Source organism: Proteus hauseri (genome assembly GCF_004116975.1).
Classification (GTDB): domain Bacteria; phylum Pseudomonadota; class Gammaproteobacteria; order Enterobacterales; family Enterobacteriaceae; genus Proteus; species Proteus hauseri.
Genome location: NZ_CP026364.1, coordinates 734,952 through 760,611 on the forward strand (window position 1 = coordinate 734,952; position 25,660 = coordinate 760,611).

Below are 25,660 nucleotides of genomic sequence, written 5' to 3' on the forward strand. Positions count from 1 at the left end.
TAGACAATAATAAAGAGGATGTAACCCATGCACATGCGCTTGCTACTTATTGGCATCATAGCGCTGTTTATGACAGGCTGTTCAGTCAAAAATTCATCTGATGTTGATCAGTCTAAATTTACGGATATGCGTTTAAATAAACCCGGCCAACCACAAAAACCAAAAGAGAAAACTATTTCTCCTGTTCGTGTTGTTGAGAAAACAGAAGATCTTTTAGGTGCGCCTTTTAAAGATCTGGGTATTGTTTCTGGTGAATCTTGTCGACAAACATTACAAGATCCACCCGCCAGCTTACCTATTGCGAAAAAAAGAATGGCGACAAAAGCAGCTTATAAAAATGCCAATGCCGTTTTATTACATGAATGCCAGATTGTAACGGGGTTAGGTTGTTATCAATCAGCGATTTGCGAAGGCACAGCACTATTAATTACCCAATGAATTCCCTTCAAATTACACCTATAGGGCATATTGTTAGCCCTTATAAAGAGAAATTTGCCGTACCACGCCAACCTGGTTTAATTCAGGATGGCGGTGGTCAGCTTATTTTTCATTCTCCATATAACAATCCCGATGCAGTAAGGGGGTTAGAGCAATTTAGTCATTTGTGGCTACTGTTTATCTTTCACCAAACAGCACAACATGGATGGCATCCTTTAGTACGACCTCCGCGATTAGGGGGAAATGCAAAAATGGGTGTATTCGCTACTCGCTCCACTTTTCGCCCTAATCCTATTGGTATGTCGTTAGTTGAACTGAAAAAAGTAAAAATAGATAATCAATCGGTTATTTTAGAATTAGGTAGCCTAGATCTTATCGACGGCACTCCCATTATTGATATAAAGCCTTATCTTCCTTTTGCTGAATCTCATCCTGATGCAATTGCGGGTTTTGCTCAATATGCGCCTGATGATGAAATGGCCGTTTTCTTTTCTCAACAGGCATCAGAACAACTGCAACATTATGCTAACGAATATCCTAATCTTTCTCGCTTTATTACCCAAGTTTTACAGCAAGATCCTCGCCCTGCTTATAAAAAAGGGGAACAAAGTGATAGAGTATATGCAGCACATTTACTCGAATTTAATATTCGCTGGCAAGTTAATGGGCAACAAACGCTTGTAGTGAGCATTGAACCACGATAATTTGCTCTAACAGTCATATACAATGCTATGATGAATTATCAGCGCTTATTTTTATAAACTCTGGTAGTTCTTCTATTGTCTTTGAACAAATCAGATTGAAAAAAACGCTTTGCCCCTTTTGGCAGACTTAAGTCACTGGTAGACTAAAGTCTTTCCCTATTTATATTGATGTAGACTGGCGTGACAGTCAGCCTAAGTATTTTTGTTCTAATGGAACCTAATAATGCGTACTAGCCACTATTTGCTCTCTACTTTAAAAGAGACGCCTGCTGATGCAGAAATTGTCAGCCATCAACTTATGCTTCGCGCAGGCATGATCCGTAAACTTGCATCTGGTCTTTATGACTGGATGCCAACCGGTGTTCGTGTTCTACGAAAAATTGAAAAAATTGTTCGTGAAGAGATGGATAACGCGGGATCGCTTGAAATTTCAATGCCTGTTGTTCAACCCGCAGATTTATGGCTAGAAAGTGGTCGCTGGGAACAATATGGCCCTGAATTGCTACGTTTTGCTGACAGAGGCGAGCGCCCTTTTGTTTTAGGTCCAACACATGAAGAAGTTGTGACTGATATCGTTCGTAACGAAATCACCTCTTACAAACAACTTCCACTCAATCTGTATCAAATTCAAACTAAATTCCGTGATGAAGTACGCCCTCGTTTTGGTGTTATGCGTTCTCGTGAATTTATTATGAAAGATGCATACTCTTTTCATATCTCTCAAGAGTCTTTACAAGAGACTTACGACAGAATGTACGAAGCCTATAGCAAAATCTTTACTCGTATTGGCCTTGATTTCCGTCCAGTACTTGCAGACACCGGTTCTATCGGTGGTAACGCATCACACGAATTCCAAGTATTAGCAGATAGTGGTGAAGACGATATCGTCTTCTCTACAGGTTCTGACTATGCTGCTAATATCGAGCTTGCAGAAGCAGTAATGCCAGCAACACCTCGCGCTGCTGCAACAGAAGAAATGCGTTTAGTTGATACGCCAAATGCAAAAACTATTGCTGAATTAGTTGAGCAATTCAATCTACCGATAGAAAAAACAGTAAAAACACTGATTGTTCATGGAACAAAAGAAAGTGGTCATAGCTTAGTGGCATTACTTGTTCGTGGTGATCATGAACTTAATGAAATTAAAGCAGAAAAATGTGACATCGTTGCATCACCTTTAACTTTTGCAACAGAAGCTGAAATTCGCCAAGCAGTCAATGCAGGCCCTGGCTCATTAGGCCCAGTTAATTTACCAATGCCAATTATTATGGATCGCGCTGTTTCTGTAATGAGTGACTTTGGTGCTGGCGCAAACGTTGATGGTAAACACTATTTTGGTATTAACTGGGAACGTGACTTACCTGTTGCTGAAATTGCTGACATTCGTAATGTCGTTGAAGGTGACCCAAGCCCAGATGGCAAAGGTACTTTGCTTATCAAACGAGGTATTGAAGTTGGCCATATCTTCCAACTTGGCACAAAATATTCAGAAGCATTAAAAGCAACCGTACAAAACGAAGAAGGCCATAACCAAATCGTGACTATGGGTTGCTATGGTATCGGTGTTACTCGTATTGTTGCTGCGGCAATTGAACAAAACCATGATGAGCGCGGTATTATTTGGCCTGATGCCATTGCACCATTCCAAGTTGCTATTTTACCAATGAATATGCATCGCTCTTATCGTGTAAAAGAAGTCGCTGACAAACTTTACAACGAGTTACGTGCGCAAGGTGTTGATGTTCTGTTTGATGATCGTAAAGAACGCCCTGGCGTGATGTTTGCGGATATGGAATTGATTGGTATTCCGCACACTATCGTTATTGGTGATCGCAACCTCGATAATAATCAAATCGAATATAAAGCCCGTCGCAGTGATGATAAATCATTAGTTAATGTTGATGACGTTGTTGCTTTTATCAAAGAGCAATTAGCTTAATAAATAAACTGCCTCTTTTTAGGGGTTAACTAATAACAAAAAACCCGCATTAGCGGGTTTTTTTATACTCTATGATAATAGCTTATCAAAAGGATCTTTCGTATTAGCCCCTACCACGATGACTAGCACAAGAACCATGACGATTAAAGCGAGTCTCTCCAGTAACAACTAATGCAGGATCAAAGCGTCCATCTTCCATTGATGGGCGAATGCTATAATAGCCATCCACTTCAAGATAAACTGGCGTTCCACCCTCAACACCTGTTGAGAAGTAACCTGTTTCTAAAGTTAAACCTTGAGCCGCATAAACGCGTCCAGATTGGCAATCTTTAAATGTTCCAGCGTCAGCTAAATACGTAAATTCACCCGATAATTTTCGAGGCTGAACTTTTACGAGTGAATAATTTAATTCTGAATTAATAACATTACCATCGATATCTAGCATCACCAACTTATCTTCTTTAGGAAGATAATAACTTTTTTCACCATAACTATTAGTTAATGCCAGTTTATCTTTACTTAACGCCCAAGTGCCTGATTCAAAAAAACTACCTTTATCATCAGCAGAACCTTGGTAACGCTGCTCCATAACATAAGAGCCATCTTGATTTACAAGGATTGTTGTGTCGATACCAGAGCAATCGGCACAAGGTAAAATACTATTGTATGTTTGATCAACAATCTTACCATCAAGTGATAAGCCAATATTATTTTGGCAACCTGATAATACAAATAACCCAGCAGCAATTGCTGCACATAAAAGTTTTTTCCCCATCATTTACTCCCTCATTCTGGGTACTTTATAATTACTCATTCTGTTTATGATTCTAGCATTTTTTATAACAAAAAGGGCTAATAAAACTAGCTTTAAGATAAATGCACCCTTCTTTGATAGTTATTTCTCAAATAACCTCTCATTAAGAACTATTTCAGAAAATTATTACAATATCTATTGTGCTCACATCGAATAACAGCATAATGATTTTATTCTGAATTATTCACTGGCGGCAATACCGCCACGAACGAGTGGTGAGGGAATATGTCAACAAATACAGAATATCAACCAATTAACTGTGATGACTATGAAAATTTGGAGTTAGCTTGCCAGCATGGAATGCATCTCCACATTGAGTTACATAGTGGTGAACTTATTGATGGTATTGCAGATGATCTTTTCTTAAGCAAAAAGGTCGAGTATCTGAAAATAAAGACCCCTGACGGTTCTAAAGACTTACGACTGGATATTATCGCCAGTTTTTCTAATCCCGAAATTGGAACTGTAGTTATAAAATCAGAGTAATCGCTAGTAAACAACCGCCCAAAGGCGGTTGTTTACTGATAAGTCTCTTGCCACTCGATAATAATGTTCTGTTCTAATGTTGCTTTTCCCTCAAGAGTAACAAAAGTATTAACCGCTGTAATTAATGTATCATTGTAGTAAATCAATGGGATGCGAGTTCTACGCCAAGGTGCAATACCCAACTCTTGCCAGATTTTTTTGCTATGTCTTGGAAGTTCTCGGCCAACAATACGCAAAGATGACTGAGTAAGACCAAAACGAACGGTGACCTTCTCCGTGTTATAAGGTGCTCGGATCACCATTTCTTGGCCTTGTGCTACTGCTGAATGAACAATTAACACCCCTAAAGCTTCAGGTAAAACTAATGGCTGAGGTAATAACCATTCAATAACCTTACCTATCGGTTCATTGATGACAGGAATAAGATAAAGCCGTTTCTTATAACGGCGCACTTCATCCTCAATAAAGCGTAACCTAGGTTCAGCACCTTCTTTGGCTAAGGCTACTTCTTCCCACAAACGTAAAATCTGTTCCCTTGAAGGCATCGCTTTGTTTAAATAAGCAAACCAGCGTCTTAATAAAGCATTACGTTTTATTGTACTGCACATTGCAAGAGCATCGATATCAACGCTATTTTGCTTGTCAATTAATACATTAAGCTCTGAATCAAGTAATTCGTCTAACAGTGCTTCTTGCTCACCACAAAGTGCGGCACTACGGGTGACAGCTTGAGAGAAGTGATCCCACCGTTGAGTTAATAGCGGCATGATATGTAAGCGCAAAAAATTACGGTCATAGCGATCATCTTGATTACTATCGTCTTCAATCCAATGTAAACTTTGCTGATTGGCATAGTCTTCAACTTGCTTACGCGTGATATTTAATAATGGACGAAGCAAATAACTATGCTCAAATGGCATCTTAGCGGGCATAGATGAAAGCCCCGCGGGCCCACTTCCTCGTTTTAATGCCAGAAAAAAGGTTTCAGCTTGATCATCTTGATGTTGTGCCGTAACTAAGACTTGTTGTGGTTGTAGATGTTTTCGATAAGCCTGATAGCGAGCCTCTCGCGCACCACTTTCAATGCCTGCGCTTTTACTTTCAACCTGTACTCTTTCATTGATAAAGGCAACATTCCACTGTTGGCAAAACTGTTCACAATGTTTTAGCCAATCATCTGCTTTAGCATTTAATCCGTGATGTACGTAAATAGCAGTTAACTCTAATGGTAACTGGTATTCATCACGTAAACGAACGAGCCCTTGTAATAAAACCGTTGAATCAACACCACCACTAAAACCGACTAAAAATGCCGAGTGATGACCAATTTGTTGTTTAATTTCATTAAGGATAGGATTAGAACTCAGTGCCATAGCATTATCATTTATCAGTAAAATTCTGGTGATTATGTTAAGTCTTTTGCCTCGCTTTTGCACGAACACAAAACATATTGATAATTAAAACAAAAAAAAGCAGAATAATTATTATTCTGCTTTCTTAATCATAAAACCCAAATTGCTGTTATAAAAATTAACAGTAACCGTATTCCATTAAACGTTGGTAACGGCGGTTCTTTAATTCTTCTGATTCAAATGCATCTAACTCTTCTAAATCAGCTTTAATTTGCGCTTTTAGTGAAGTTGCAATTTCATCGTAATTACGATGTGCACCACCTAAAGGTTCCGCAATAACGTTATCAATAAGTTTTAGCTCTTTTAAGCGATTAGCAGTAATTCCCATCGCTTCTGCAGCTAAAGGGGCTTTATCTGCACTTTTCCAAAGAATTGAAGCACAACCTTCTGGTGAGATAACAGAATAAGTGCTGTATTGCAGCATATTAACTTTATCACCGACACCAATAGCTAATGCGCCACCAGAACCACCTTCACCAATAACAGTACAGATAATTGGCACACCAAGGCGTGACATCTCTCTTAAATTACGAGCAATAGCTTCTGATTGTCCACGTTCTTCTGCACCTACACCAGGATAAGCACCTGGAGTATCAATGAAAGTGATAATTGGCAGATTAAAACGTTGTGCCATTTCCATTAAACGCAGTGCTTTACGGTAGCCTTCTGGTGCAGGCATACCAAAGTTACGACGAATTTTTTCTTTGGTTTCGCGTCCTTTTTGGTGCCCAATAACCATAATAGGACGACCATCTAAACGAGCAATACCACCCACTATCGCTTTATCATCAGCATAAGCACGGTCGCCAGCTAATTCTTGGAAGTCAGTAAAAATACGATGAATATAGTCCAGTGTATAAGGTCTTAATGGATGACGAGCAAGTTGTGCAACTTGCCATGATCCAAGATCAGAGAAAATCTTACGTGTTAGCTCTAGGCTTTTTTCTCTTAGGCGCGAGACTTCTTCATCAATATTAATATCAATTTTTTCATCATGTTGGCTAACTGCAGTCAGCGAATCAATTTTCGCTTCTAACTCGGCAATTGGCTGTTCAAAATCCAGAAAATTAAGACTCATAACATTCCTATTCTAGTCAAATTCTAATTCCACCTGCTCATTACCCAGCAGAGTTCGCAGATCGGTCAAAAGCATATCCGTTGGCGTTATACGCCATGTCGCACCGAATCGTAGGCGGGCGCAGGCATCGTGCTTTTGAAAATAAAGATGAACCGGTATCGTGCCTGAACGATGTGGCTCTAAAACGCCACGAAGACGATTTAATAATTGCTCATTAATTTGCCTGTCCGACAACGATATAGCAAGCCCTCTTGCATATTTTTCACGGGCTTCGCTTATATCCATAAGCTCACGGACAGTCATTTTAAGCCCACCGTTGAAATCATCAAAGCTGACCTGCCCGGTAGCAATTAAAATTCGATCTTTTTCCAATAAATGTTGGTATTTATCCAATGCATCGGAAAATAACATAATTTCAAGCCGACCAGAACGATCATCAAGGGTACATACCCCTATTCGATTACCTCGTTTAGTGGTAAAAACTTTAGATGCCAAGACTAAACCAGCAACTTTAACCATTTGGCCACGAGGAGTCGGTGTCAGATCTTTTAGACGCGTCCCAGCCGCGTATCGTTCAATTTCTTTTAAATAACGAGTGATGGGATGACCCGTTAAATATAAACCAAGTGTTTCTCTTTCGCCCTCTAAAACAACCTGCTCTGGCCACTTAGGCACATTAGCATAAGAGCGCTCAACTTGCTCTGGTGCTTCAGCTAACACACCAAACATATCAGATTGCCCTATTGCTTCAGCTTTAGCATGTTGATCTGCCGCTTTTAGCGCATCTTCTAATGAAGACATTAATGCAGCACGATGAGGGCCAAGTTTATCAAATGCACCAGCCATGATCAGTTTTTCCATGACACGGCGATTTAATTTTTTCGTTTCTGTTCTGGCACTTAAATCAAAGATATCTTTAAAATGACCACCTTGCTGACGCGCCTCAACAATAGCTTCAATTGGCCCTTCGCCAACACCTTTTATTGCACCAATACCATAAACTATTTCACCTTCATCATTAACGTGAAAATGATAAAGACCACTATTGATATCTGGCGGTAAAACTTTTAAGCCCATGCGCCAGCATTCATCCACTAATCCAACGACTTTTTCAGTGTTATCCATATCAGCAGTCATTACTGCTGCCATAAATTCTGCTGGATAGTGTGTTTTTAGCCATAGTGTTTGATAAGAAACCAGAGCATAAGCGGCAGAGTGAGATTTGTTAAATCCGTAACCTGCGAATTTCTCCACAAGGTCAAAGATCCTCATGGCTAATTCGCCATCGACACCATTTTTAATCGCACCCTCTTCAAATACAGAGCGCTGTTTTGCCATTTCTTCAGGTTTTTTCTTACCCATGGCACGTCGTAACATATCTGCGCCACCCAGTGTGTATCCAGCCAATACTTGGGCTATTTGCATAACCTGTTCTTGATACAAAATAACACCATAGGTAGGCTCTAAAACTGGTTGCAGACTCTCATGTTGCCATTTCACATCAGGGTAAGAAATTTCTTCAACACCATGTTTACGGTCGATAAAGTTATCAACCATTCCTGATTGCAAAGGCCCCGGCCTAAACAATGCAACAAGGGCTATCATATCTTCAAAACAGTCAGGGCGTAGACGTTTAATTAAGTCTTTCATACCACGGGATTCCAACTGGAATACCGCTGTAGTTTCAGAGCGCTGTAACATATCAAAACTGCGTTGATCGGTTAGGGGGATCGCTGCAATATCTACAGGTTCAAGCTCTTTTTTTGCGCGCCGGGCATTAATCATTTCTAATGCCCAGTTAATAATTGTTAGTGTCCGTAAGCCTAAAAAGTCAAACTTCACCAGCCCTGCATATTCGACATCATTCTTATCAAATTGGGTAACTGGGTTGTTTCCTTCAGCATCACAATAAAGTGGCGCGAAATCGGTAATTTTAGTCGGAGCAATGACCACACCGCCCGCATGTTTTCCTGCATTTCGCGTTACCCCTTCTAATTTACGCGCCATATCGATAAGGGCTTTCACCTCTTCATCAGCGTTATAAATTTCAGGTAATTGTGGCTCGGCTTCAAACGCTTTTTCTAACGTCATGCCTGGGTCTGGGGGAACAAGCTTTGAAATTCTATCGACAAAACCGTAAGGATGTCCTAGTACACGTCCTACGTCGCGAATAACCGCTTTTGCCGCCATCGTACCGAAGGTAATGATCTGAGATACTGCATCACGACCATACATTTCAGCAACATGGTCGATAACTCGGTCGCGTTTTTCCATACAGAAGTCGACGTCGAAATCAGGCATGGAAACACGTTCAGGGTTAAGAAAACGTTCAAAGAGTAGGTCAAATTCTAATGGATCAAGGTCGGTAATTTTTAACGAATAGGCCACCAGCGAACCTGCACCAGAACCACGACCTGGCCCTACGGGTACGCCATTATCCTTGGACCACTGAATAAACTCCATCACGATAAGGAAGTAACCCGGGAATCCCATTTGGTTAATAACTTTTAATTCTATATCGAGACGTTCATCATATTCAGGACGTTTCTTTTTACGTTCTTCTGGATCCGGAAAAAGAAAAGCTAAACGTTCCTCTAACCCTTCTTTTGATTTCTTAACTAAGAAATCTTCTGTACTCATATCTCCTGTTGGAAATTGAGGAAGAAAGTATTCACCTAACCTAATTGTGACATTACAACGTTTGGCAATTTCAACGCTGTTTTCTAATGCTTCAGGAATATCAGCAAACAGCTCACACATTTCTTCTTCTGTGCGCATATATTGCTGTGGACTGTAATTTTTGGGACGCTTGGGATCCGAAAGTGTAAAACCATCATGAATAGCGACGCGAATTTCATGGGCATCAAAATCCCCCGAGTCAAGAAAGCAGACCTCATTTGTTGCAACAACAGGGAGCCCCGTTTCAGCAGCTAAAGCAACCGCCTGATGAAGATAAGCTTCTTCATCAGGACGACCGGTACGGATCAACTCTAGATAATAACTATCAGGGAAATGCGTTTGATAATATTCAAGACATTGGTCAACTAATGGTCGATTACCACGAAGTAAAAATTTACCAACATCCCCCATTCTGCCGCCAGAGATTAGCAACAACCCTTCTTTATAGGTTGTTAGCCATTCTTGTTTAATAACAGGGCCGGCAGCGCCATAGCCATGTTTATAAGCTTCAGAAATAAGTAACGTAAGATTTTGATAGCCGACATTATTACGTGCAAGAATAGTTAGGTGAGCATACTCATCACCTAATAGTTCAGTTTCAAGATAAACATCAGCACCCACTATAGGTTTAACACCTGCACCGTGGGCTGCGCCATAAAATTTCACTAACCCACATAAGTTAGTAAAATCAGTAATCGCAAAAGCAGGCATTCCCAGCGAAGCCACTTTCTTCACAAGAGGCCCAGTTTTTGCCAATCCATCGATCATTGAATAATCGCTGTGAACCCTAAGATGGATAAAACGAGGATCTGCCATAATTCTTTAATTACTCTGTGGGTTACTCTAAGTTTAAGGCGCGTTTTACAGGAGCAAAACTTTTTCGGTGATAAGGTGTTGCACCTAATAAAGCCAGTTTTTCCATATGAAAAGCAGTTGGATAGCCTTTATGTTTAGCAAAACCATATTCAGGATAAAGTTTATCTAACTCTTCCATTTCTCTATCACGAGTGACTTTAGCCAAAATCGATGCTGCACTTATTTCTTGCACAAGGCTATCGCCTTTTATTACGGCTTGAGATGCCATCGGTAATGCTGGGCAACGATTACCGTCCACTAAAACCATATCTGGTGTTAATGATAATCCAGCAACAGCACGCTCCATTGCCTTCATTGTTGCCCAAAGAATATTGAGTTCATCAATTTCTTCAGGTTCCGCTCGCCCAATTGCCCAGCACAATGCTTTTTCTTTTATTTCATCATAAAGCGCATTACGTTTCTTTTCCGTCAGCTTTTTAGAGTCATTTAATCCTTCTATTGGATTAGCGGGATCTAAAATTACTGCTGCTGTTACAACTGCGCCGACTAAAGGCCCGCGGCCAACTTCATCAACACCAGCGATACAATTTGCTTTTGGATATATAAATTCCATTATTAACCTGCCAATTCTAATACTGCATTCGCTGCTTGCTCATCAGCATTACAACGAATAGCTGAATGTAGCTGTAAAAATGTCTCTTTTAATTGCTGCACTTTTTCGTTGTCAGTTAAAAGGGGCAAAAGTTGTTCTGCTAACGCCTCTGGCTTACAATCTTCTTGCAATAACTCTTTTATAATTTCTCGTCCTGCCAATAAATTAGGCAAAGAGACATAAGGCGTTTTGACTAATTTTTTTGCTAACCAAAAAGTAAAAGGTTTCATACGATAACCTACAACCATTGGACATTTTGTTAGCATACATTCTAAAGCTGCGGTGCCTGATGCAAGTAAAGTCGCATCACTGGCAGTCATTGCTTCTCTCGCTTGACCATCTAACAACTGAATATCAAGCTCCGGAGCAACAGCTCGATGAATTTGTTCAAACTGAGCTCGGCGTTTTGCATTTACCAGTGGTACTAAAATATGTAGTGTAGGAATATGTTGTTTTAGTAATTTTGCTGTTTTTATAAAATCAGCACTCAACATTTCTACTTCAGCATGACGACTTCCTGGTAATAATGCCAAACAGGTAACATTTTCAGCAATACCTAGATGTTCTCTAGCTGCATTCTTGTCTGGATTAAGTGCAATAGCATCTGCCATTGTGTGACCAATAAACCGACAAGGAACCTGATATTTATCGTAAAACGCTTTTTCAAAAGGAAGAAAAGCCAACACTAAATCCGTTGCTTTACCAATTTTGAAAACGCGTTTTTGACGCCAAGCCCATACAGAAGGGCTGACATAATGAATTGTTTTAATCCCTTTTTGCTTTAAACGCCCTTCAAGGGTGATATTAAAGTCTGGGGCATCAATTCCAACAAAAACGTCGGGTTTAAGTTCTGAAAACCGCTGAGTAAGATCTTTTCTGATCTTAAGTAATCTGGGTAAACGTTCTAACACTTCGACGATCCCCATAACCGCGAGCTCCTCCATCTCGTACCAAGCTTCACAACCTTCAGCTTGCATAAGAGGACCAGCTACACCAACAAAGCGGATATTAGGATGTTTGAGTTTAAGAGCGCGGATTAAACCCGCGCCCAGGATATCACCGGACGTTTCACCAGCTACTAAGCCGATAACTAACGGACGCTGAACAATAGATGGTTGGCCTGACAAGGTCATATCCTAATTAGCGAATTATGCCACGATTGGATTGTGCTGAGTGCTCAAGAAAATCACTGAACATTTTGACATACGGATTATTATTATCCACAACCAATTGTCCAATTTCTTCACGTGCTTCTTCCAGAGTTTTACCATTACGATAAAGTATTTTGTAAGCATTACGAATAGCGTGAAGATCTTCCTTAGCAAAACCTCGACGTTTTAATCCTTCGATATTTAGTCCATAAGGTGTTGCATGGTTACCTTGTGCAATAACAAAAGGAGGAACATCTTGTGCAACACCTGAACATCCGCCAACCATTACATGGGAACCAATTTGGCAAAATTGATGGACCGCACTCATGCCACCAATAATAACGAAATCCCCTAAAGTGACATGTCCGCCAAGGGTGCCATTATTCGCAATGATACAACGATCTCCAATAATACAGTCGTGAGCGACATGTGTATTGATCATCAGTAGATTGTCATTACCAATCTTGGTTAAGTTGCCACCTTGTGTCGTGCCACGATGAATTGTCACACTTTCACGAATAAGGTTGCGATCACCAATAATCACTTCGGTCGGTTCACCACGATATTTCAGATCCTGATTAGCTTCACCTATCGAGGCAAACTGATAAATTTGATTATCACGACCAATACGGGTATGCCCATTAATAACAACATGAGATTTAATATCGGTACCTTCACCAATCTCAACATTGCCACCAATAACGCAAAAAGGGCCAATGCGAACATTAGCACCAATTACCGCACCCTCTTCAACAATTGAAGAAGGGTGAATTACTGCGGATTTATCTATCATAGGCTAAACCTCACGGCGGCGAGCACACATCATCTCAGCTTCGCAAGCAATTTCTCCATCGACTTTAGCGACGCCTTTAAAGCGTGCAACACCACGGCGTTCTTTAATGAATTCAACTTCTAGGATCATTTGATCACCAGGTAAGACAGGACGTTTAAAGCGAGCACCATCAATAGCAGCAAAATAGTAAAGTTCACCGGGTTCCAGTTTACCTACACTTTTAAATGCTAAAATACCTGTTGCCTGTGCCATCGCTTCTAAAATCAACACGCCAGGAAAAATAGGTTTCCCCGGAAAGTGACCTTGAAAGAAAGGCTCATTAAAAGATACATTTTTTACTGCTCTTAGAAATTTCCCTTCTTCAAAATCAAGGACACGATCAACCAATAAGAATGGGTAACGGTGTGGAAGTAAATCTAAAATTTCTTCGATTTGCAGAGTATGATTCTCACTCATTGCAATACTCTTCCTGTCTAATAAAACTGAGTCTAATTAATAATGACACGACCTGCTGTGACTCAAAAAGTGAGTTAACTCGCAGGTCGCAAAATGGGTAACAATAGTCTGACGACATGTTTTGTTACTTATCGCTACTTTCTACTTGACGTTCTAGCGACTTTAGCCTTTTTTGCATTTCATCAATTCGCAACACAAGTGCTGCGGTTTTACGCCATGCTTTGTTAGGTTGTAACGGGATACCTGATGAATAAACACCCGGCTCAGTGATAGGACGCATTACCATACCCATTCCTGTTACCGTTACTTTATCACAGATTTCCATATGACCATTGATAACACTTGCTCCACCAATCATACAGTAGCGCCCTATTTTCAGGCTGCCCGCCATAATGACACCACCCGCAACTGCGGTATTGTCACCAATAATGACGTTATGTGCGATTTGGCACTGGTTATCAATGATAACACCATTACCAATAACTGTGTTATCTAATGCGCCACGGTCGATAGTCGTACATGCACCAATTTCAACACGATCACCAATCACAACAGAACCAAGTTGTGGAATTTTAATCCAGTTACCGCGCTCATTGGCATAACCAAAACCATCCGAACCAATTACAGTACCAGATTGAATTAAGCAATCTTTACCAATAATAACTTCATGATAAATAGATACATTTGCCCATAAACGACTATTATCACCGATACATGCTTTTTTACCAACAAAACATCCTGCGCCAATCACAACGTTATCACCCAGTTCAACGCCTGATTCAATCACAGCATTTGCACCAACTGAAACATTCTGACCTAATTTAGCCTCAGGCGAAATGACAGCCGTTGGATGAATATCTTGCGCTGGGCTTGGTGTTGTATCCATTATCTGAGCCATTTGTGCATAGGCAAGATAAGGATTTTTTACAACAAGTGCCGCGACTGGGCAAAAAGGAAGATCCGCCTCAGTTAAAACAACCGCGGCTGCCTTACACTCAGCTAATTTTTCACGATAGCGGCTATCGGAAAGAAATGTAATTTGTTCACTATTTGCTAGGCTCATTGAAGCAAGACCGGCGATGGTGATATCACCATCGCCGTGTAGCTGTGCATTCAACTGCTGCGCAAGCGAAGCTAATCGAATTGAAGACATCTATTATTTAACCTGTTTTTGAACCTGAGCAGTAATATCTTTACCATCTGCAAAATAAGGAACAGTGTTAGCATCTAAAACAACATCATAGCCTTCTTTTTTCGCAACAGCATCAACCGCATCTAATACACGTTTCATGATTTTGTTACGTTCTTCAGCTTGGCGACGACTAAAATCTTGCTCAAAAGATTGCGCTTTTTGTGCATAAGCTTCACGTTTAGCAACCAGATCTTTCTCTGTATTTGCACGTTGTGTTGCATTCATTGTCGGTGCGTCTTTCTGATATTTTTCAACCGCAGTTTGCAATGCTTTACCTAAATTTTGTAATTCGGTGTCTCGCGATTTGAACTCATTTTCCAATTGTTTCTCTACCGCATCTCGGTTAGGAATTTGTTGGAGAACTTGACCGATATTCACAACAGCAACATTATCTGCGGCTTGAACACCTGCTGACATCGTCAATGCCATTCCTAAGGCAGCGGCACATAACAATTTTTTCACGATATACTCCTTAAAACCTAATATTTTGTCAGAATTTGGATGCCTTTTCATTTAGTGAATAAGGCATCAACTTTACTTACATCGCTACCACGTTCTACCAATATTAAATTGGAACTGCTCTGATTTATCGCCTTCGTAATCTTTTATCGGTCTCGCATAAGAGAAAACTAATGGGCCTAATGGCGATAACCATTGTAACGCAACACCTGTTGAAACACGTATATCACTTGCTCTACTGTAATCAGGCATACCTGCAGTCCAAGCTGAGTTAGTACTACTCCACTTGGTATCCCATACTGTACCTGCATCAACAAATAGTGAGGTTCTCACTGATGAAGAATATTTATCATCAATAAATGGTGTTGGCGTAATTAGCTCAAAGCTAGCAACTGCCATTGCGTTACCACCGATAGCATCACTAGATGGCTCACCTGGTTTTGGCTTGCCATCTTTATCTAAATAAACCGCTTTAGGGCCGATATTATTTGAGCGGAAGCCACGAACAGTACCTGAACCACCCGCATAAAAGTTTTCATAGAATGGTAATTCTTTACCGCCTAATCCATCACCGTAACCTAGGCGTCCGCGAACTAAGGTGACCCATGTTTCTTTTTCGTTGATTGGATAGTAAGCAGAGCCATCCCACGTTACTTTGTAATATTTGTTATCTGAGCCAGGAATAGTAATACGACCGCTTAGATTACTCTTCGCACCTGAAGTTGGGAAGAAACCACGGTTTAAATTATTAAATGTCCAACCTAAGCTAACAGTATAGTCATCCGCATTAAATGATTCACGGCCTTCAAAATCGGGATTTTGACCCATGCTTTCAAGGTAACGCCACATAGCAACCTGAGGTTCCATACGTGACAGACCATTATGAGTATAACCTAAACCAAGACGAGCAGAGTTATACTCATTTATTGGAAAGCCTAAACTACCATCGACACCATAAGATTTATTAGTATAGCCTGATAAATCTGCATCATTAGCGCGGAAATCGTTATAGAAAATACGACCGCCTAAACTCACACCATTAACAGTGAAGTATGGGTCAGTCACAGATAATTCAGCATAAGTGGAGTAATCATTTTTACTCGCATTAATTGCTACTGCGTTACCTGTACCGAGCCAGTTATCTTGAGTGACACCAACTTGGAAGCTAACACCACTTTCAGTACCAAAACCGACACCAAAGTTTAATGAACCGGTATTACGTTCTTTTACACGATAAACAAGGTCAACCTGATCTGGTGATCCCGGAATACGTTGAGTTTCTGTTTCAACGTTTTCAAAGTAACCTAAACGATTTAAACGCTCTTTACCTTGTTCAACTAAATCACTTCCTAACCATGCACCTTCCATTTGACGCATTTCACGACGTAAAACATCATCTTTTGTGATGTCATTACCCGCAAAGCGAATTTGGCGTACATAAAAACGGTTACCTGCATCAACATTAACATGCAATTTAACCGTTTTATTTTCATCATTTATTTCAGGGTTAGTCATTACTCGTGGATAAGCATATCCATAACGACCCAACAGATTTTTAATATCATTTTCTGTTTTAGTGACCTGAGCACCGTTATAGAGTGACCCCGGTGCTATTTCGATAAGATCCTGAATTTGTTTAGTGTATCCTGCCGTATTACCATTTACTTCGGTATTTTCTACGGTATATTTTTCACCTTCTTTCAGGTTAATCGTAATATAGATACCTTTTTTATCTGGTGTTAAGCTGACATTAGTTGATTCAATATCAAAACGCGCATAACCACGGTCAAGATAAAAACTTCTTAAGGTCTCTAAGTCACCCGCTAACTTTTGCTTCTGATATTTTTCATCAGCAGCTAAGTTCCACCAAGGCACATCATCACGCAATTGAAAACGATTAACGAGCTCAGCGGTTGTAAAAGCTTTATTACCAACAATGTTGATTTGCTGAATTGTTGCTGATACACCCTCAGCAAACACCAGTTTTAAGTCAACACGGTTACGCGGAAGTGGCGTAACAACAACTTTTACGGTCGCATTATATTTACCAACGCTGTAATAGAAATCTTCAAGCCCTTTTTCAATATTTGCCAACATAGTACGGTCAAGAGTTTCACCGATACGAATATTGGAAGCTTCAAGGTTTTGTGTGAGCATCTCTTCTTTCACTGCTTTATTACCAGAAAAGGTAATACTGGCAATCGTTGGGCGCTCTTTAACTTGAACAATCAGGGTATTTCCGTCACGCAGAACTCGAACATCATCAAAGTTACCCGTTGCAAATAATGAACGGATAGTCCGACTGATATCATCATCACCAACCGAATCTCCGACTCGGACAGGCATGTTCAGTAATGCTGCACCAACGGCGACGCGTTGAAGACCTTCAAATTGAATGTCCTGAACTACGAATCCGTCTGAACCGTATGCAGTGGCGCTGCCCAGCAGCAGCGACGCTATAAGCAACTTTTTCATCGCCATCGTTGTTTTGTGTTTTCCTAACCGGTCTCTGCTTACCAATTATAAGCGAGAGAAATCATTGAAAAGTGCAAGTCCCATTAACAGCATCAATGCCATAATACCAATGCGATAACAGAAATCTTGTACACGCTCAGATACCGGCCCTCCCTTTATCTTTTCGATAACCAGGAAAAGCAGGTGCCCGCCATCTAAGACAGGCAGGGGAAACAAGTTAATGATCCCCAGATTGACACTGATAAGAGCGATAAACATCAAATAATAAACAAAACCAGAATCAGCGGACATTCCTGCACCTTTCGCAATGGAAACCGGTCCACTGAGGTTAGTCAATTTGACATCACCCACCACTAACTTGCCAATCATTTTGACAGTTAACCCCATTAACTGCCACGTTTTATCAGATGCTTCGTATAGCGCTGAAAATGGGTTGTATTGCTGCATTATCAAATATTGCTCATCTGGTGGCAGTATCTGTAATTGAGCACCCACTTGCCCCACTTGGGTTCCATCTTTAAGCGCTATAGCTGTAGGCGTTATCGCTAATGCCAACATAGAACCATTACGATCAACTGTAAGTTCTAGCGTTTTATTTGGGCTTTGACGCACAAAATAAGTAAATGGATGCCAGTTATCAATTGGCTGACCATCGACTTTAACGATACGATCCCCTGCTTGTAAACCTGCTTTTTCAGCAGCAGAGTCCACCGTTACCTCAATAATTTTTGAATCTAATCGCGCACCAACAGGCATTATGCCTAGTGACGCAATAGGATCTTGCTTTTCAGGATCAAAGCTCCATTGTTGTAAATTCAGTATATTCTCACTCTCCATTTGAGAGTTAGGGTCGAATACAATAAAAGAAACTTCTTTTGCACCGATTTTACTAACTAATGCTAAACGAACTGCATTCTGATCAGGCGTTTCGATACCTGCAACGGATTTTAGTTCCATTCCCGGCATTAATTTTGCTTGTTCTGCAATAGAGTCAGGACGAATATCTGCAATAACAGGTTTTAAAGCAGGAACGCCTATCATAAATACAATCCAATAAGCGACAATCGCTAATAGAAAATTAGCAATTGGCCCCGCTGCAATAACAGCGGCTCTTTGACCTACAGTTTTATTATTAAAGGCTAGATGGCGACGTTCAGGTGTAACTTCACCTACCCGCTCATCTAACATTTTTACATAGCCACCTAAAGGTATCCATGCGACAACAAATTCAGTGCCGTGCTTATCTGTTTTTCGCCAAATTGCTTTGCCAAAACCAATAGAGAAACGCTCTACATAGATACCGCAACGTCTTGCCACCCAAAAATGCCCAAACTCATGTACCGTAATCAAAATACCAAGAACGATAATAAATGCGGCCAGATTCCAAAGGATACCCATTACTTACCTTTATAGTATGAAACCAGAAGAAATTAGGAATACTAATCCTGCAAATACTGGAATAGCAGCCGTTAAACTATCAATTCTATCAAGAACACCACCATGCCCCGGAATTAATTGGCTACTATCTTTAATACCTGATACACGTTTAAACATACTTTCAGCCAAATCACCAAAAACAGAAACAATAACCACAACACCTGAAATTAACAGTAAATGGTTAGGAACTTCCGTTATTGGAGCAAAATAAGTAAACAACCACGAAGCAACACCTGCTGTAATTAAGCCACCGACTAATCCTTCTAGAGTTTTGCCTGGTGATACTTTAGGTGCCATTTTATGTTTACCCATCAAACGGCCAAACGCATAAGCACCTGAGTCTGCAGCCCAAACCAGTAACATGACATAAAGCAGCCACCATGCTCCTGTATAAGAGTTGGTGCTATAGCCAAACATACGCAACGCCATCATGCCACAATAAAAAGGAACAATCGTCAATATACCGAACAATAACTTAATAGAAACTGAATTTTTCCACATATTTGCTGAATTAGGATAACTTACAACTAATAATATTGCGGCAATCCACCAGATTAATCCTGCCCACAAACCATTTTTTATCATTGGAGTGTCAAGTAGGTGATTAAAATCAGGCAAAGAAAATTGCATAACGAGCAATAAAGCAGCAAAACCAACCCCAGTAGCTACACGTTTACCTTGTGAATGCCAGCCCACAAACTGAGCCCATTCCCACCCGGCTAAACCTGATATAGCAATAATGACTAATCCAAAACCTGCAGGAGGAAGAAGAAATAGTGCAGCAATAACAATAGGGATTAAAATTAATGCGGTAATGACACGATACTTAAGCAAGTTATCCTCCCAGATTTATAGTATCTGTTTCTGATGTAGTACCACCGAAACGTCTTTCCCGTTTAGCAAAAGCATCGAGTGCATTCTGAAAAACTTGTTCATCAAAATCAGGCCATAGAACCTGCGTAAAATAGAGCTCAGCATAAGCAATCTGCCAAATAAGAAAATTGCTTATACGGTGTTCACCACCTGTACGAATAACCAAGTCAACATCAGGCTGATTATGCAAACAAAGGTGTGAAGATATCGACTTTTCATTAATATCTTCGACACTAATTTCTCCTTTTGCGAGAGATGTCGCTAATATTTGTACACTTTGAGTAATATCCCATCGACCGCCATAGTTAGCTGCAATATTTAAATTTAACCCTGTATTACCTGCCGTCAATGTAACAGAGCTTTTGATTCTATCTTGTAAGCGACGACTAAAACGGCTGATATCACCGATTACCGTGAGTTTAACGTTGTGCTTATGTAAGCTTTTTACTTCATTGTCTAAAGCAAACACAAATAATTCCATTAGAGAACTAACTTCCTGTTCTGGCCTGTTCCAGTTTTCACTACTAAACGCATACAGCGTCAGTGATTGAATTTTATGTTTTACGGAAAAGCTAACTGCATCTCTAACTGCTTTAATTCCCGCGCGATGCCCCGTTACTCGGAGTTTCCCTTGCTTTTTAGCCCAGCGTCCATTGCCATCCATAATGATAGCTATGTGCTTTGGTTTTGATGCGGATGAATCGTCACTGGATAAGTTCACTCAATTTAACCCTTTGCTAATCTGATACTGATACAGACAGTCCTCTTCGGATACCTCATGCACAAAAAAAACCGTGTAATCCACGGCTTTTGGCAAAGCCTCAAAGTTGCTAAAGCGGTCGCTTTAGTAATGAACTGTTAATTTTCATTATTGTCTTTAGTGATTTGGCAACTATACCATTAGCCAGAAAGACGAACAAACACCCTATATTAAATATAATCACCATTATACAAATTGTGCGATGATCTGATTAGTTTCTAACCTTGCCAATTGATCAATTTCTAAAACATCATCGATACTTTGAGGCTCTGAGAGGTCAAAATGTTCAACAACTTTACGATTAATTTTAGCGATATCAGTAAATTTCACTTTTTCGCACAAAAAAGCATCAACAACGACTTCATTAGCAGCATTTAACACTGTTGTTGAAGCTTGGCCTCTTTTCGATGCCTCAATGGCAAGTGCCAAACAAGGGTAACGTTGATAATCTGGTCGAATAAATTCTAAAGATTGAATCTCAAAAAAATCTAATGCTTTTGCCCCTGACTGTGTGCGATGTGGATAAGCCATCGAATAAGCAATCGGTGTTCTCATATCAGGTTCACCAATTTGAGCAATAATACTGCCATCACGATACCGAACCATTGAATGAATCACAGACTGAGGATGAATAATGACTTCCATTTCATCTTCTGACGCATTAAAGAAATAACGAGCCTCTATATATTCTAATCCTTTATTCATCATTGTTGCTGAATCAACAGAGATCTTACGTCCCATTGACCAATTTGGGTGTGCACATGCTTGATCTGGCGTCATTGCATCAAGCTCTTCTAATGGGGTATAGCGAAAAGGACCACCAGAACCTGTTAATAAAATACTGGTCACTCCTTCTGTATCTAAAGAGGCATGGCCTAAATTCTCTTGAATTGCTTTTGGCAGGCTTTGATAAATTGCATTATGTTCGCTATCAATAGGTAACACTTTTGCACCATATTTAGCCACAGCATCAAAGAAAAGACGCCCGCTTGTAATTAGCGACTCTTTATTCGCTAATAAAATACGTTTACCTTTTTCTATTGCTGCAAGTGTTGGTTTTAAACCCGCAACACCAGTAATTGCTGACATAACTTGATCAGCTTCATCCAATGCAGCAATTTCATTAATTGCATTATTGCCTGATAAAATTTCTGTTCTACACGATGTATTCGCTAATAATTGCTTAAGTTTTTTAGCACTGTTTCCATCTGCCATTACTGCGAATTTAGGATTAAAGGAGAGACACTGTTGCGCCATTATTTTTTCATTTTTCCCTGCCACTAGGGCAAGAACCTGATATTCCTCAGGATTATTCTCAATAACGGAGAGTGTACTTGTACCAATAGACCCCGTTGAGCCTAATATAGTTATTTGTTTCATTTATTAATCTGTCTATATATCTACAACGTTTTAATTAAAGAGAATTATATCAGTATGGAGAGAGAAAAGAGGGCAAAAGATGAGAACTTTACTAAATAATGTGACAAACCGAGGGAATTAATCTCAAACTCTCAGATAAATCCCCAAAAATAATGCCGCTTTAAGCGGCATTATCAAAAAAAGGATTTCAAAAATCAGAATTCCATTAACTCTGCTTCTTTCAGTGTTAATGCTTCATCTATTTTTTTAATAAACATGTCAGTTAATTTTTGAATTTCGTCTTGTGAACGACGTTCGTCATCTTCGCTAATTTCTTTATCTTTTAGTAATGCTTTGATTTTATCATTAGCATCACGACGAATATTACGAACAGAAACACGACCTTGTTCAGCATCACCACGAACAACTTTGATTAAGTCTTTACGACGTTCTTCTGTTAATGGTGGCAGTGGAACACGAATAATAGTACCAGCAGATGAAGGATTTAAGCCTAAATCTGATGCCATAATCGCTTTTTCTACTGCAGGTGCTAAAGAACGGTCAAATACAGTGATTGCCAGAGTACGGCCATCTTCTGCAACAACGTTAGCAACTTGGTTTAATGGAGTTGGTGCGCCATAATATTCCACAACAATGCCGTCTAAAAGGCTTGGTGATGCGCGACCTGTACGAACTTTATTAATTTGGCTTTTTAGTGCTTCAACGCTTTTGTCCATGCGTTCTTGAGCATCTTTTTTGATTTCATTAATCACGTTATAAACCCTTGGGAACTGGTTATCTTCCAGTCGATAAACTAAATATCGACATAAATGAATTAGCGTACTCTCGATGGTAACGCCAAATTATACCGTTGTCTCTGTGTATTAAGCGTGAGAAATCAAAGTTCCTTCACTTTCACCCATTACAACCCGACGTAAAGCACCCGGTTTATTCATATTGAATACGCGGATAGGTAAATTATGGTCTCGGGCTAATGTGAATGCAGCAAGATCCATGACTTTCAATTCACGTTCTAATACTTCCTGATAAGTCAGACTTTCATAAAGTACTGCATCAGGTTCTTTTGTTGGATCGGCAGAGTAAACACCGTCAACTTTCGTCGCTTTTAATACGACATCAGCTTCAATTTCAATACCGCGTAAACACGCAGCAGAATCGGTAGTAAAGAATGGGTTACCTGTACCAGCCGAGAAAATGACTACTCGGCCATGGCGTAATAAGCTAATTGCTTCTGCCCAACTGTAGTTATCACAGACACCATTTAGAGGAAATGCCGACATAAGGCGTGCGTTTACATATGCACGATGCAATGCGTCACGCATTGCTAAGCCATTCATTACTGTCGCTAACATTCCCATGTGGTCACCCACGACACGGTTCATACCTGCCGCAGCAAGACCTGCGCCGCGGAACAAGTTACCACCGCCAATTACGACACCGACTTGTATCCCCAATTCAACGAGTTCTTTGATTTCCTGAGCCATGCGATCAAGTACACTCGCATCGATACCAAAACCTTCTGCACCTTGCAGGGCTTCACCACTCAGTTTTAATAAAATTCGCTGATATACGGGTTTTGCATTGGTTGCCATGGTGTTCTGTCCTAAGCAGATTAGTTAATTGGAGGTTTTAGATAGCCTTCTCTTTTTATAAGAAGAAGTAAACAAACAGCCAGTGGAGATTCTAACAAAACAGAACCGCCATTAGGCGGCTCTGTAAACGCAAAGCGTTATTATTTGCTCATTGCAGCAACTTCTGCTGCGAAATCAGCTTCAACTTTCTCAATACCTTCACCCACTTCAAAACGAACGAAGTTGATAACATCAGCATTGTTTTCTTTCAACAGTTCGCCAACAGTTTTGCTTGGATCCATAACGAAATGCTGACCAGTCAGAGAGATCTCACCGGTGAATTTGTTCATGCGACCGATAACCATTTTTTCTGCGATTTCGCGTGGTTTACCTGATTGCATTGCAATGTCCATCTGAATTTGGTGTTCGTGTTCAACAACGTCAGCAGGAACATCTTCAGGACGAACATATTCTGGTTTGCTTGCAGCTACGTGCATAGCGATATGTTTGATCAGTTCTTCGTTAGCGCCTTTAGCAGAAACTAAAACACCAATACGAGCACCATGCAAGTAAGTACCCAGTTCGTCAGCTTCTAATACAGCTACACGACGAATGTTGATGTTTTCACCGATTTTAGCAACCAGAGTAGTACGTGCTTCTTCAAATTTTGCTTTCAGTGCATCAATATCAGCAGTTTTGTCTGCTAATACTGCAGCCATAACATCTTTACCAAAAGCGATGAAGCCAGCATCTTTTGCTACGAAGTCTGTTTCACAGTTCAGTTCAACCAGCGCACCGAATTTACCATCAGCAGCAACTTCTGCCAGGATGATACCTTCAGCTGCAACGCGGCCTGCTTTTTTAGCCGCTTTTGCTTGACCAGATTTACGCATGTTATCGATAGCTAGCTCGATATCACCATTCGCTTCAACCAGCGCTTTTTTACATTCCATCATACCTGCGCCAGTACGTTCACGCAGTTCTTTTACCAAAGCAGCGGTAATTCCAGACATTTGTTTTATTCCTCGATTTCTATGGTAAACCATAGATGTTCTCATAGCAGATGTGTAAAGGGGGCCTATGAAGGCCCCCTAACCAATATATAGCAATACCTGGTTAAATAAGGGCTCTTACGAGCGTGCCTTATTATTCAGCTTCGACTAAGCCTTCTTCAGCCTGAACAGCCAGATCTTGAGAACGACCTTCACGAACAGCTGTTGCTGCAGCGGTCAGATATAATTTAACCGCACGGATTGCATCATCATTACCAGGGATAATGAAGTCGATACCGTCTGGATCAGAGTTAGTATCAACGATAGCAAATACTGGGATACCCAGATTGTTTGCTTCTTTGATAGCAATGTGTTCGTGTTCAGCATCGATAACAAACAGAGCGTCAGGTAAACCGCCCATGTCTTTGATACCACCCAGGCTGTTTTCTAACTTACCAAGTTCACGAGAACGCATTAACGCTTCTTTCTTGGTCAGTTTGTCAAAAGTACCGTCCTGAGATTGTGATTCTAAATCTTTCAGGCGTTTGATTGACTGACGAACAGTTTTCCAGTTAGTCAGCATACCGCCTAACCAGCGGTGGTTTACAAAAAACTGGTCACAGCTTTCTGCTGCTTCTTTAACAGCTTCAACGGCAGAGCGCTTAGTACCAACAAACAGGATTTTGCCTTTACGAGAAGCAATTTTGTTCAGTTCAACCAAAGCTTCATTGAACATTGGAACAGTTTTTTCCAAGTTAATGATATGAACTTTGTTACGTGCACCAAAGATGAAAGGTTTCATTTTTGGATTCCAGTAACGAGTTTGGTGACCGAAGTGAACACCGGCTTGCAGCATATCGCGCATTGAAACAGTTGCCATTTTAAACCTCTATAAAATTAAGTTTGGGGTTATTTCGTCCACAAACCCCATACGACCGACTCATCGGCTGTAAAGGTCAACCTTTACATAAGAGCACCCCGGCGTATGTGTCGATTTGTGTGTGTAATTAACACAATTGAATTTTTCAGATTTACTGTCACTCGCCACCATAGCAATAAGCTAATGACGCAATAACAGAACTCCGGCGCGCTTTATACCATAA

At 40.4% G+C, this 25,660-nt stretch carries 23 protein-coding genes; 4 read left to right on the forward strand and 19 right to left on the reverse strand.

Features of this window, described 5'->3' with window-relative positions; all coding sequences use genetic code 11:
- Positions 1-27 precede the first annotated feature (27 nt).
- The 3 genes from rcsF to proS all read left to right on the forward strand — a co-directional run bounded on the left by rcsF (position 28) and on the right by proS (position 3,081).
- Positions 28-438: an Rcs stress response system protein RcsF gene (gene rcsF, locus PH4a_RS03540; RefSeq protein WP_129037803.1), complete on the forward strand. Its 411-nt coding sequence runs from the start codon at positions 28-30 to the stop codon at positions 436-438.
- Positions 435-1,142: a tRNA (N6-threonylcarbamoyladenosine(37)-N6)-methyltransferase TrmO gene (gene tsaA, locus PH4a_RS03545; RefSeq protein WP_064720951.1), complete on the forward strand. Its 708-nt coding sequence runs from the start codon at positions 435-437 to the stop codon at positions 1,140-1,142. Before rcsF ends, tsaA begins: the two co-directional genes overlap by 4 nt.
- 223 nt (positions 1,143-1,365) lie before the next feature.
- Positions 1,366-3,081 (forward strand): proline--tRNA ligase, encoded by a 1,716-nt coding sequence (gene proS, locus PH4a_RS03550; RefSeq protein WP_129037805.1) that lies wholly within the window; start codon positions 1,366-1,368, stop codon positions 3,079-3,081.
- Positions 3,082-3,184: 103 nt separating this feature from the next.
- On the opposite strand, the gene nlpE is transcribed toward proS, so the two are convergent.
- Positions 3,185-3,859, reverse strand: coding sequence for an envelope stress response activation lipoprotein NlpE (nlpE, locus tag PH4a_RS03555; protein ID WP_082918457.1), 675 nt, complete (start codon positions 3,857-3,859; stop codon positions 3,185-3,187).
- A 261-nt stretch (positions 3,860-4,120) separates the two neighbouring features.
- On the opposite strand from nlpE, the gene rof reads away from it, so the two are divergent.
- Positions 4,121-4,381 carry a Rho-binding antiterminator gene (gene rof / locus PH4a_RS03560; RefSeq protein WP_064720954.1) on the forward strand — a complete coding sequence of 87 codons (261 nt, stop codon included), beginning with the start codon at positions 4,121-4,123 and terminating at the stop codon, positions 4,379-4,381.
- Positions 4,382-4,413: 32 nt separating this feature from the next.
- Here rof and tilS read toward each other — a convergent pair whose 3' ends face one another.
- The 18 genes from tilS to rpsB all read right to left on the reverse strand — a co-directional run bounded on the left by tilS (position 4,414) and on the right by rpsB (position 25,437).
- Complete coding sequence (gene tilS, locus PH4a_RS03565) at positions 4,414-5,754, reverse strand: tRNA lysidine(34) synthetase TilS (protein ID WP_129037807.1); 1,341 nt, start codon at positions 5,752-5,754, stop codon at positions 4,414-4,416.
- Between the two features lie 157 nt (positions 5,755-5,911).
- Positions 5,912-6,871 carry an acetyl-CoA carboxylase carboxyl transferase subunit alpha gene (gene accA, locus PH4a_RS03570; RefSeq protein WP_064720956.1) on the reverse strand — a complete coding sequence of 320 codons (960 nt, stop codon included), beginning with the start codon at positions 6,869-6,871 and terminating at the stop codon, positions 5,912-5,914.
- A 12-nt stretch (positions 6,872-6,883) separates the two neighbouring features.
- Positions 6,884-10,366 (reverse strand): DNA polymerase III subunit alpha, encoded by a 3,483-nt coding sequence (gene dnaE / locus PH4a_RS03575; RefSeq protein ID WP_129037809.1) that lies wholly within the window; start codon positions 10,364-10,366, stop codon positions 6,884-6,886.
- 22 nt (positions 10,367-10,388) lie between these two features.
- Positions 10,389-10,979 (reverse strand): ribonuclease HII, encoded by a 591-nt coding sequence (rnhB, locus tag PH4a_RS03580; protein ID WP_129037812.1) that lies wholly within the window; start codon positions 10,977-10,979, stop codon positions 10,389-10,391.
- A 2-nt stretch (positions 10,980-10,981) separates the two neighbouring features.
- The gene (gene lpxB / locus PH4a_RS03585) at positions 10,982-12,151 is read right to left on the reverse strand and encodes a lipid-A-disaccharide synthase (protein WP_129037814.1); all 1,170 of its coding nucleotides are present in this window, start codon (positions 12,149-12,151) and stop codon (positions 10,982-10,984) included.
- Positions 12,152-12,158: 7 nt separating this feature from the next.
- Complete coding sequence (gene lpxA, locus PH4a_RS03590; RefSeq protein WP_129037816.1) at positions 12,159-12,962, reverse strand: acyl-ACP--UDP-N-acetylglucosamine O-acyltransferase; 804 nt, start codon at positions 12,960-12,962, stop codon at positions 12,159-12,161.
- A gap of 3 nt (positions 12,963-12,965) precedes the next feature.
- On the reverse strand, positions 12,966-13,418 hold the full coding sequence (gene fabZ, locus PH4a_RS03595; protein ID WP_069367254.1) for a 3-hydroxyacyl-ACP dehydratase FabZ: 453 nt from the start codon (positions 13,416-13,418) through the stop codon (positions 12,966-12,968).
- A gap of 124 nt (positions 13,419-13,542) precedes the next feature.
- Positions 13,543-14,571: a UDP-3-O-(3-hydroxymyristoyl)glucosamine N-acyltransferase gene (gene lpxD, locus PH4a_RS03600; RefSeq protein WP_129037818.1), complete on the reverse strand. Its 1,029-nt coding sequence runs from the start codon at positions 14,569-14,571 to the stop codon at positions 13,543-13,545.
- A 3-nt stretch (positions 14,572-14,574) separates the two neighbouring features.
- Positions 14,575-15,072, reverse strand: coding sequence for an OmpH family outer membrane protein (locus PH4a_RS03605; RefSeq protein WP_129037820.1), 498 nt, complete (start codon positions 15,070-15,072; stop codon positions 14,575-14,577).
- A gap of 84 nt (positions 15,073-15,156) precedes the next feature.
- Positions 15,157-17,550, reverse strand: a complete 2,394-nt coding sequence (gene bamA, locus PH4a_RS03610) for an outer membrane protein assembly factor BamA (RefSeq protein WP_064720964.1) — start codon at positions 17,548-17,550, stop codon at positions 15,157-15,159.
- Between the two features lie 39 nt (positions 17,551-17,589).
- Entirely contained in the window at positions 17,590-18,942 is a 1,353-nt protein-coding gene (gene rseP, locus PH4a_RS03615) for a sigma E protease regulator RseP (protein ID WP_129037822.1), read from the reverse strand.
- Between the two features lie 9 nt (positions 18,943-18,951).
- Positions 18,952-19,815, reverse strand: coding sequence for a phosphatidate cytidylyltransferase (cdsA, locus tag PH4a_RS03620; protein WP_129037824.1), 864 nt, complete (start codon positions 19,813-19,815; stop codon positions 18,952-18,954).
- Position 19,816: 1 nt separating this feature from the next.
- Positions 19,817-20,518 (reverse strand): polyprenyl diphosphate synthase, encoded by a 702-nt coding sequence (gene uppS, locus PH4a_RS03625; protein ID WP_244212960.1) that lies wholly within the window; start codon positions 20,516-20,518, stop codon positions 19,817-19,819.
- Between the two features lie 282 nt (positions 20,519-20,800).
- Entirely contained in the window at positions 20,801-21,994 is a 1,194-nt protein-coding gene (ispC, locus tag PH4a_RS03630) for a 1-deoxy-D-xylulose-5-phosphate reductoisomerase (protein WP_129037828.1), read from the reverse strand.
- Between the two features lie 194 nt (positions 21,995-22,188).
- Entirely contained in the window at positions 22,189-22,746 is a 558-nt protein-coding gene (gene frr / locus PH4a_RS03635; protein ID WP_129037830.1) for a ribosome recycling factor, read from the reverse strand.
- Positions 22,747-22,857: 111 nt separating this feature from the next.
- On the reverse strand, positions 22,858-23,586 hold the full coding sequence (pyrH, locus tag PH4a_RS03640; RefSeq protein ID WP_064720970.1) for a UMP kinase: 729 nt from the start codon (positions 23,584-23,586) through the stop codon (positions 22,858-22,860).
- 140 nt (positions 23,587-23,726) lie between these two features.
- The gene (gene tsf / locus PH4a_RS03645) at positions 23,727-24,578 is read right to left on the reverse strand and encodes a translation elongation factor Ts (RefSeq protein ID WP_064720971.1); all 852 of its coding nucleotides are present in this window, start codon (positions 24,576-24,578) and stop codon (positions 23,727-23,729) included.
- 133 nt (positions 24,579-24,711) lie between these two features.
- Entirely contained in the window at positions 24,712-25,437 is a 726-nt protein-coding gene (rpsB, locus tag PH4a_RS03650) for a 30S ribosomal protein S2 (protein ID WP_036934040.1), read from the reverse strand.
- Positions 25,438-25,660: the final 223 nt, after the last annotated feature.

What these genes read in the sequence shown, in the direction of transcription:
- rcsF (WP_129037803.1), top strand. Translation starts at nt 28, where the DNA reads ATGCACATGCGCTTGCTACTTATTGGCATCATAGCGCTGTTTATGACA.
- tsaA (WP_064720951.1), top strand. Translation starts at nt 435, where the DNA reads ATGAATTCCCTTCAAATTACACCTATAGGGCATATTGTTAGCCCTTAT.
- proS (WP_129037805.1), top strand. Translation starts at nt 1,366, where the DNA reads ATGCGTACTAGCCACTATTTGCTCTCTACTTTAAAAGAGACGCCTGCT.
- nlpE (WP_082918457.1), bottom strand. Translation starts at nt 3,859, where the DNA reads ATGATGGGGAAAAAACTTTTATGTGCAGCAATTGCTGCTGGGTTATTT.
- rof (WP_064720954.1), top strand. Translation starts at nt 4,121, where the DNA reads ATGTCAACAAATACAGAATATCAACCAATTAACTGTGATGACTATGAA.
- tilS (WP_129037807.1), bottom strand. Translation starts at nt 5,754, where the DNA reads ATGGCACTGAGTTCTAATCCTATCCTTAATGAAATTAAACAACAAATT.
- accA (WP_064720956.1), bottom strand. Translation starts at nt 6,871, where the DNA reads ATGAGTCTTAATTTTCTGGATTTTGAACAGCCAATTGCCGAGTTAGAA.
- dnaE (WP_129037809.1), bottom strand. Translation starts at nt 10,366, where the DNA reads ATGGCAGATCCTCGTTTTATCCATCTTAGGGTTCACAGCGATTATTCA.
- rnhB (WP_129037812.1), bottom strand. Translation starts at nt 10,979, where the DNA reads ATGGAATTTATATATCCAAAAGCAAATTGTATCGCTGGTGTTGATGAA.
- lpxB (WP_129037814.1), bottom strand. Translation starts at nt 12,151, where the DNA reads ATGACCTTGTCAGGCCAACCATCTATTGTTCAGCGTCCGTTAGTTATC.
- lpxA (WP_129037816.1), bottom strand. Translation starts at nt 12,962, where the DNA reads ATGATAGATAAATCCGCAGTAATTCACCCTTCTTCAATTGTTGAAGAG.
- fabZ (WP_069367254.1), bottom strand. Translation starts at nt 13,418, where the DNA reads ATGAGTGAGAATCATACTCTGCAAATCGAAGAAATTTTAGATTTACTT.
- lpxD (WP_129037818.1), bottom strand. Translation starts at nt 14,571, where the DNA reads ATGTCTTCAATTCGATTAGCTTCGCTTGCGCAGCAGTTGAATGCACAG.
- bamA (WP_064720964.1), bottom strand. Translation starts at nt 17,550, where the DNA reads ATGGCGATGAAAAAGTTGCTTATAGCGTCGCTGCTGCTGGGCAGCGCC.
- rseP (WP_129037822.1), bottom strand. Translation starts at nt 18,942, where the DNA reads ATGGGTATCCTTTGGAATCTGGCCGCATTTATTATCGTTCTTGGTATT.
- uppS (WP_244212960.1), bottom strand. Translation starts at nt 20,518, where the DNA reads ATGGATGGCAATGGACGCTGGGCTAAAAAGCAAGGGAAACTCCGAGTA.
- ispC (WP_129037828.1), bottom strand. Translation starts at nt 21,994, where the DNA reads ATGAAACAAATAACTATATTAGGCTCAACGGGGTCTATTGGTACAAGT.
- pyrH (WP_064720970.1), bottom strand. Translation starts at nt 23,586, where the DNA reads ATGGCAACCAATGCAAAACCCGTATATCAGCGAATTTTATTAAAACTG.
- tsf (WP_064720971.1), bottom strand. Translation starts at nt 24,578, where the DNA reads ATGTCTGGAATTACCGCTGCTTTGGTAAAAGAACTGCGTGAACGTACT.
- rpsB (WP_036934040.1), bottom strand. Translation starts at nt 25,437, where the DNA reads ATGGCAACTGTTTCAATGCGCGATATGCTGCAAGCCGGTGTTCACTTC.